Genomic DNA, 7607 nt, shown 5'->3' with positions numbered 1-7607 from the left:
CTGCCTCATTGTAGTTTTTTTTCCATGATTATGGGATGTTTGGTTTCACCCTTTTTTAATTCGCCAACAGTCTCTTTACCAATGCCGTACAAACACCTAACCCGCTGGTTGTCCTCCCGTCCGCTTTCGACAAAAGCCCAGAAACTGATACAGTAGATGCTTATATCTAAAATCAAAAACTATTGGTGGTTGAATCAAGTAACCTATGCAGGAGAGTTCTTGGCCAGAAAACGACGCTCGCAGCGAGCTTAACTTGGACATCTCTGATTTAGCTCAAGAAGAGCTCAAGAGTTTGACCTCGCACTCGAAGCTCAGCAAAGTATTTGCTATACCAGACATTGGCGACAGGGTGTTTGACGCGGAAACAAAAGCAGATATCCCGGTGGCGGTGTCTGTGCCGGGAACTCCCTCTTTTCCTCAAAATCTGTACCGGGGACGCCGCGGAAAAGCCGCCGCAGTGCTGACTGCAATTTGGGCCGGCACGATCGCCCTGCACTTGATTTCTTGGGGTGCGTGGGTAGTGTGGGGGTTGACTGGACTGCTGTGGATGCAAGCATTTCGAGTGTTGTTTGCGGAACCCAAGCCCGCACTGCCACCTCTTGCCGATGAAAGTCGGGAGGATTGGCCTTATGTGTCCCTGCTGGTAGCGGCGAAAAATGAGGAAGCGGTGATTGCCCGATTCGTAGAATCCATCTGCAATGTAGATTATCCGATCGACCGCTACGAAGTTTGGGCGATCGACGATCACAGCAGCGACACCACGCCGCTAGTATTGGAACAGCTAACCAAAAAGTACCCCCAGCTCAAAGTATTTCGCAGAGGAGCAAATGCCAGCGGCGGCAAGTCGGGAGCACTCAATCAAGTGTTACCGCTGACTCGCGGGGAATTTGTGGGAATATTTGACGCCGACGCGACGGTAACGCCGGATTTGCTGCGCCGGGTGCTGCCAGTGTTCCAAGGAGAAAAGGTAGGGGCTGTGCAAGTCAGAAAAGCCATCGCCAATGCTTCGGTAAATTTTTGGACTCGTGGCCAAGAAGCAGAAATGGCTCTCGACAGTTTTTTCCAGCAGCAGCGGATTGCGATCGGCGGCATTGGAGAATTGCGCGGTAACGGCCAATTCATGCGCCGCACCGCCTTGGAAAGCTGCGGAGGCTGGAACGAGGAGACGATTACCGACGACCTGGATTTGACCGTGAGGCTGCACCTAAACCGATGGGACATTGAATTTCTCGCTTTCCCGGCCGTGTCAGAAGAAGGAGTCACTAACGCTCGCGCTCTGTGGCACCAGCGCAATCGCTGGGCAGAAGGTGGCTATCAGCGTTATCTTGACTACTGGCGACTAATTTTGCGGAACCGCATGGGAACTGGGAAAACTTGGGATTTATTTGGATTTTGGGTATCTCAATATTTCTTACCCACAGTAGCGCTACCCGACTTTGTGATGTCAATTGCGCTGCGCCGGATGCCGATCGCCAGTCCCATAACTTTTATGACCCTTACATTGTCAGTGGTGGGAATGTTTGTCGGTTTGCGCCGCACTCGCAAAGAGACCAAATTTGACGTAAGGCGAGTTTTTGTCACCTTGCTGCAAACGCTGCGGGGTACTGTGTATATGTTCCACTGGCTGCTGGTAGGGACTGTGACGGCTCGGATTGCGGTACGGCCGAAGCGACTCAAATGGGTCAAAACCGTCCATCAAGGTGCTGTTAATAGCATCAAGTAAAAAATTCGCAGAAATATTTCGGCACAGCATCGCCTAACGTCCGAAGATTTTCTGAGACAAAAAAACACCAACGCTCGCCAAATATCTCCCCGCCAGAGCCGACAGTAAAATTTGGCAATTCCGAGAAAAAAACACTTTGAAACAGCTTAGGTAATAGGTAATCGGCGAGCGGTAATAGCGAATAAGTAATCGGCAATACAAAAGTCTAAAATTAAAAGATAAAAGCGAGAAGTTTTAACTTTTAACTTGACAAAAAACCAATTACTATCTATTAATTATGAATTGCCAATTAGGACGAACTGCTTGTTGCCAACTACCCGTCACCCGTAATTGATAAATGGATTTGTTAGAGTACCAAGCTAAATCTTTATTTCGCCAGATGGCAATTCCGATTTTGCCGTCGCAGCGGATTGACAATCCCGCCGACCTCAAAGGACTGAAAATTCCTTACCCAGTTGTACTCAAATCGCAAGTGCGGGCTGGGGGAAGGGGCAGGGCGGGCGGTATCAAGTTTGTGGAAAATACGATCGATGCAGTAGCTGCTGCTCAAACAATTTTTAATTTGCCGATCGAGGAGGAATATCCCCAAGTCCTGCTGGCAGAAGCAAAGTACAACGCCGACCAAGAATTGTACTTAGCCGTACTCCTAGACCCCGTAGCGCGCCGCCCGGTGCTTCTGGGCTCGAGCCAAGGAGGTATGGATGTCGAAGGGTCGATCGAGCAAATGCAGCAAGTTGCCGTAGATCAAGAATTTTCCCCATTCTACGCGAGGCGTCTAGCGCTGAAAATGGGATTGCAGGGAGACTTGATTCAATCGGTGAGCACCATTGTCGAAAAAATGTACCGGCTGTTTGTCGAAAAAGATTTAGATTTAGTAGAAATCAATCCTCTCGGCATCAGCCCGACGGGAGAGGTAATGGCTTTAGACGGTAAAGTCACCGCCAACGACGATGCCTTGGGGCGACATCCAGATTTGGCCACACTATCGGGGAACAAGCAAAGCAGCGGGTTGGCACGGGAAAGAAGAAGTCCCCATGCCTCTGGCGATCGCTCCCATTCCCAGTCCAAGGTTCAGCAGTCGCCGGAGTTTGATCCCAAATCTAAATCCCCAATCTCGAATTCCGAATCCCTGCAATTAATAGAACTAGACGGGAGTATCGCGATTTTGTGCAACGGAGTGGGTCTGACAATGGCAACTCTAGATGCTGTAACCCACCAAGGAGGAAAACCAGCTAATTTTGTGAATATTGGTTCCCTAGACCGCTACTATGCAGCAAATGCCCTGCGCGATCGCGTGGAGTTGGGTCTGGAGTTAGTCGCTCAGGATAAAAGCGTTAAGGTGATACTTGTAAATATTTTGGGCAGCGCCTCCAAGACCGAGGAAATAATCGCTGCAGTGGCCGGCTATTTGGAACGGAAAGCTCGCGCTAACCGCCACATCCAGGTTGTGCTGAGGCTGGTAGAGCTCGATGCTGATGCTGTTAAAAAGCGTTTGGGACAGTTGCCGGTGCAGCTAGCTAGCACTTTGGATGAGGCCGCGGCCGCTTCTGTATCGTCCGCCAAGTAGGGGCAGTCGATCGGCAAAAAATGAGATTTCTCTACAGATGAAGGCCTTCTGCTTTTTACAGATCGAGTGTCAAGTGGGAAAAAATGAATTTAACTCCTGAAAGCAAAGTCCTAGTACAGGGCATTACAGAATCTCCCGCGTCCACCCGCGCAGCCCTGATGATGAAAGCATACGGCACGAATGTAGTTGCCGGTGTTAGTCCCGGTCGGGGGGGGCTGGAAGTGGAGGGAATTCCGATTTTTGATTTGGTAGAACAAGCAGTGGCGACAGTGGGTCACGTTGACACTGCGGTAATTTTGGTAGACGCTTACTCGGTGCTGGATGCGGCTCTAGAAGCGATCGCCGGAGGAATTCGGCAAATCGCGATCGTTACTGGGGGAGTGCCTCCTCTGGATATGGTGCACTTAGTCAGAAAAGCAGAAGCCACCGAAACTTTGGTAATCGGGCCCAACAGTCCGGGGATTATTGTGCCCGACAAACTGCTGCTGGGAACTCACCCCAAGGAATTTTACACTCCCGGCCCGGTGGGAGTGATCAGCCGCAGCAGCACTTTGACTTACGAAGTTGCCCTAGAACTGACGGAGGCTGGATTGGGACAGTCGATGGCGGTTTGTATTGGCTGCGACGCGATTGTCGGTTCTTCTTTTATGCAGTGGCTGCAAATTTTGGACGAAGACGACAGTACCGAAGCGATGGTTTTGGTAGGGGAAGTTGGCGGGTGGAGTGAACAAGCTGCTGCTTCTTACATCGCCTCGGCGATCGACAAACCCGTGGTTGCTTATCTGGCCGGCCGCTACGCTCCCAAGGGGCCGTCTTTGGGCCACGCCGGCATCCTGATCAGTTCTCGGGCCGCTGCCCAGAAAGCCTTTGGAGTTTCGGCCCCAAACAAAATGGCTGCCTTTGAAGAGGCGGACATACCTGTGGCGGCTCGACCTTCAGAAATTCCTAAGTTGCTCAAAAAATTGCTCAAGAAAAATTGATTGCCTTGGGAGTTTTCACAAAAGTCCTAACCCTCTTGGGGGTTGGGATAGGGGTAGGGCGGGGGCGGGTTGGGTCTCAAAAGTGTCTGCAGAATGCCACAACAGCCGCTTCAACCCGCCTTTAGGACATATTTATGATTTTTTTACCAAAGTCCTCTGATCGGCGTCACAGGCTGCGGTGCGGGTGCTGGCAAGGGGGCGGCGCGGCGTGGCGCTGGAGGCGGAGTTGTTGGCTGCACGCTCCGGCGAGGTTCGATCGGACTTTCGGTGGAATTGGTTTCAGTTGTGCGAGTTGTCGATCTCGTCACATCTTGAAGCAGGCTTCGCAGAGTTCCAGCTATACTCTGAACTTTCCCAACAGCGGTGCGAAGGCTGGCAACATCTACGTAAACCTCGTTGAGAGGATACTTTTTCAGGATTTCCAGCAGCGATACCTTACCGTCATCCCCGGATGCCAAGATCACCGCTGCCCGCAAAGCTTTCCCGCTTTCTGTGCGGCGCTGAGTCCGAATTGCTTGACCGATGTCGTCAGTGATTTTTTCTCCTGGGGTGCTGTAAACCACCCGGGCCAGATTAGCAGGCTTTAAACCAATTTCTAAACCCATGAAACCCCGCAGTATTTGCGCGTCCATTTTGGAGACCCGGATAATTTGTTGGAGGGTTGGCGTCGTCGTGCCGTTTTTAGCAAAGTCTTCTAAGTCGCTGATATTGATGGCTTGTCTGATCGGGCCAAATGTGAGGACAACTTTTTCGGCCCCTAATGCTCTACTGCTGCTAGATAATATGCTCCCGCTTGCTCCTAAAAGTAGCGCAATGCCGATCGATACAAATTTTGTTAATTTCATATTCACCGCTACATTAAAATTATTTTTTCGAGATTTGTACATTTTTGTACATTATAGATGCAGCAGTTATATTCTACAAGGTCGCCCGTGTAATTTGTGCCCGCGTCACACCGACAATCTCGACCGAGACTTTTTCTCGATCTTGACTTTAAAAATAAGTAACCATATCTGCCGAAATCTTTTCGCTTCTATTCCTTCTGCCTTCTACCTTCTCAATTTTCAGCCTTCTATATCACAGTGTCTTCCACCTTCTACATAAGTGCCTTATAAAAATTATAGGAACTGCCCTGACGGGAGGACGTTCTTAATTGCACAAACATAAGGGGTCGATTGTTTCCTCTTTCTCTCTTAGGCAACTAAATCCCTCTTTCTTCTTCCTTCCTTCTCGCTTCTTCTTCCTTCTTCCCTTCCTCTTCCTTCTTCCTTCTGCTATATGTTGAAAACCAAGCGCAAATCCAAGAAATCAAAACACAAGCACAGCGAAAAAACAACAGCGCTCAGCAAAAAAGAAGTAGCTGCACAAAAACGCAAAATTTCAGAAAAGCGCAATGAATTGGTGCAGGCGATCGCCATAAGCTGCTTAGTCAGCGTTGCTCTCAGCATTCCCCTGTTGTTCGTAGTCCACCCTAAGATTGCTATTGCAGGAGGCGCAGCCGCAGCCATTTTGCTGCTTTCCTACAAATACCCCCGTCAAGCTTTATGGACTTTTCTAATTTACCTGCCTTTCAGCGGTACAATTACCTACGCAATTGGCGGCGGGAATGCTGCATTTCAAGTAGCCAAAGATGCTTTCTACATACCAGCTCTCATCGCCCTAATTCAAAGCTGCAAAAAGAAACAGTTGCGCCTGTTCATTCCCAAACAAATGCTTTCTACCTTTAGCATCCTGTTGATGATGGCAATGCTGACTTTAATTTTTGTCAACGGGGAGATGCAGCTCAACCCTAGGCCGGGCGACAAACCAATTCTGCAAGGAATTCTCGGCTTAAAAGTATTGATAGGTTACATACCGCTGATTGCTTGTACCTATTATCTGCTCCGCACTAAGAAGGATTTAGTATTTTTTAGTCGAATGCACATCGTTTTGGCGATCGTTTGCTGCCTTCTCGGTTTGATTCAGTACCTGTTGCTGCAAAGTGGAAAGTGTGCAGGAACCAGAGGCATGACCGGAGCAGAATTATATAAAGCAACGCTGGAAGCTCGATGTTTTGTCGGCGGTTCTTTGGTGTTCAGTCCAGAAGTCAAGTTTGTCCGCTTGCCGGGAACTTTTGTCGCGCCTTGGCAGTGGGCGTGGTTTTTAATTTCTAATGCTTTTTTAACCTTTGCCTCTGCCTTTTGCGACCCTTCATTCTGGTGGCGAGTTATCGGTTTATTTGGCATGGCATTAGTATTTGCCAATGCAGTTATTTCCGGTCAAAGAGCTGCTTTAATTATGGTTCCCGTTGCTACAGCAATCCTGCTAGTTCTCACCGGTCAATTAGTTAATTTCAAACGATTTATTCCCATCGGTGCAGGACTGGCGATTCTGCTGTTTGTCGGTGCAGCTATTAACCCGGGAATTATCGAGCAACGGTGGGATAGTTTTGTTAGTCGCTGGAATGCTGCACCGCCCCAGCAGTTTCTCTTTAATCAGTTCGAGCAGAGCAACAATTTTATCATTGACAAACCTCTTGGTAAAGGTGTGGGACGAGCCACTAATTCAACACGAATATTTGGTGCCACGCAGCTAATTGAAACTTTCCAACCTAAGTTGATATACGAACTCGGTTATCCGGGAATGATTAGTTTTCAGGTAATGCTTTTACACTTAGCTTTTCTAACTTTTAGAGCTTACCGATCTGTCAAGGACAAAAGTTTGCGGAGTTACGGAGCTAGTTTTTGGGTGTTTGTTGCATTTATTACGATCAATACTCAATACTATCCGCTGGATGTAGATCCAGTGTCCGTGTATTACTGGGTTTTAGCTGGGGCGATTTTAAAGTTGCCCAAAATTGATAAACAGGTGCAGGATGAAAAACACCAGGAAGTTGAGTCAAATGAATTGCAAGTTCACCAGCCATTAAAGGAGAAAAAAATTATTGCATCTTCCCCAATTTGAGAATATTTTTGATTGTTCAGTTTCGTGGATTCTTTCTTGTTCAGTAACCCGCTTTCGCTCCAAGGCGATCCAAAGATAGCCCGCCCTCCTGGGTTTATTTGTGCTAAAACCCACCCCTACAGCATATTTTGGCTTTTAACTTTACTGCGGTTGCCAAACCGGAGTGTCAGGATTCAAATCTTTGTCGTTTGTCAATTTAGTCAATCCCGAACCGTCTCGATTAATTACATACAAGTTGTTTTTGTCGCCTTCGGTTTCATTATATATAAAAGCAATTTGCTGGCTGTCAGAAAACCAAGATAATTGCTGGGGGGTGACAACCAGCCTGAAACCGAGAGGTGGTGAGGATTGAGCCAATCCGCTGCTCAAAAAAGATAGGCAGCATAATTGTTAC

The 7607-nt window shown here is 48.4% G+C and carries 6 protein-coding genes; 4 read left to right on the top strand and 2 right to left on the bottom strand.

The window, feature by feature from the left end; all coding sequences use genetic code 11:
• The first annotated feature begins 205 nt into the window (after window positions 1-205).
• The 3 genes from QT979_RS28090 (at window position 206) to QT979_RS28080 (ending at window position 4270) form a co-directional block, all read left to right on the top strand.
• Complete coding sequence (locus QT979_RS28090) at window positions 206-1723, top strand: glycosyltransferase family 2 protein (RefSeq protein ID WP_333312306.1); 1518 nt, start codon at window positions 206-208, stop codon at window positions 1721-1723.
• A 337-nt stretch (window positions 1724-2060) separates the two neighbouring features.
• Entirely contained in the window at window positions 2061-3290 is a 1230-nt protein-coding gene (locus QT979_RS28085) for a succinate--CoA ligase subunit beta (RefSeq protein ID WP_333312305.1), read from the top strand.
• 83 nt (window positions 3291-3373) lie between these two features.
• Window positions 3374-4270, top strand: a complete 897-nt coding sequence (locus QT979_RS28080) for a CoA-binding protein (RefSeq protein ID WP_333312304.1) — start codon at window positions 3374-3376, stop codon at window positions 4268-4270.
• Window positions 4271-4413: 143 nt separating this feature from the next.
• Here QT979_RS28080 and QT979_RS28075 read toward each other — a convergent pair whose 3' ends face one another.
• On the bottom strand, window positions 4414-5115 hold the full coding sequence (locus QT979_RS28075; protein ID WP_333312303.1) for an alpha/beta hydrolase: 702 nt from the start codon (window positions 5113-5115) through the stop codon (window positions 4414-4416).
• A 433-nt stretch (window positions 5116-5548) separates the two neighbouring features.
• Between QT979_RS28075 and hpsL the strand changes: the two genes are divergently transcribed.
• A complete protein-coding gene (gene hpsL, locus QT979_RS28070; protein WP_333312302.1) occupies window positions 5549-7213 on the top strand; it encodes a hormogonium polysaccharide biosynthesis protein HpsL in 1665 nt (554 codons plus the stop codon).
• 141 nt (window positions 7214-7354) lie between these two features.
• Here hpsL and QT979_RS28065 read toward each other — a convergent pair whose 3' ends face one another.
• The gene (locus QT979_RS28065) at window positions 7355-7570 is read right to left on the bottom strand and encodes a hypothetical protein (RefSeq protein ID WP_333312301.1); all 216 of its coding nucleotides are present in this window, start codon (window positions 7568-7570) and stop codon (window positions 7355-7357) included.
• Between the last annotated feature and the right edge of the window lie 37 nt (window positions 7571-7607).

The sequence above is a fragment of the Microcoleus sp. w2-18bC1 genome, from assembly GCF_036700365.1.
Taxonomy (GTDB): domain Bacteria; phylum Cyanobacteriota; class Cyanobacteriia; order Cyanobacteriales; family Microcoleaceae; genus Microcoleus.
The sequence above is the reverse complement of the archived record's forward strand: the minus strand, read 5'-3'. Positions and strand labels throughout refer to the sequence as shown.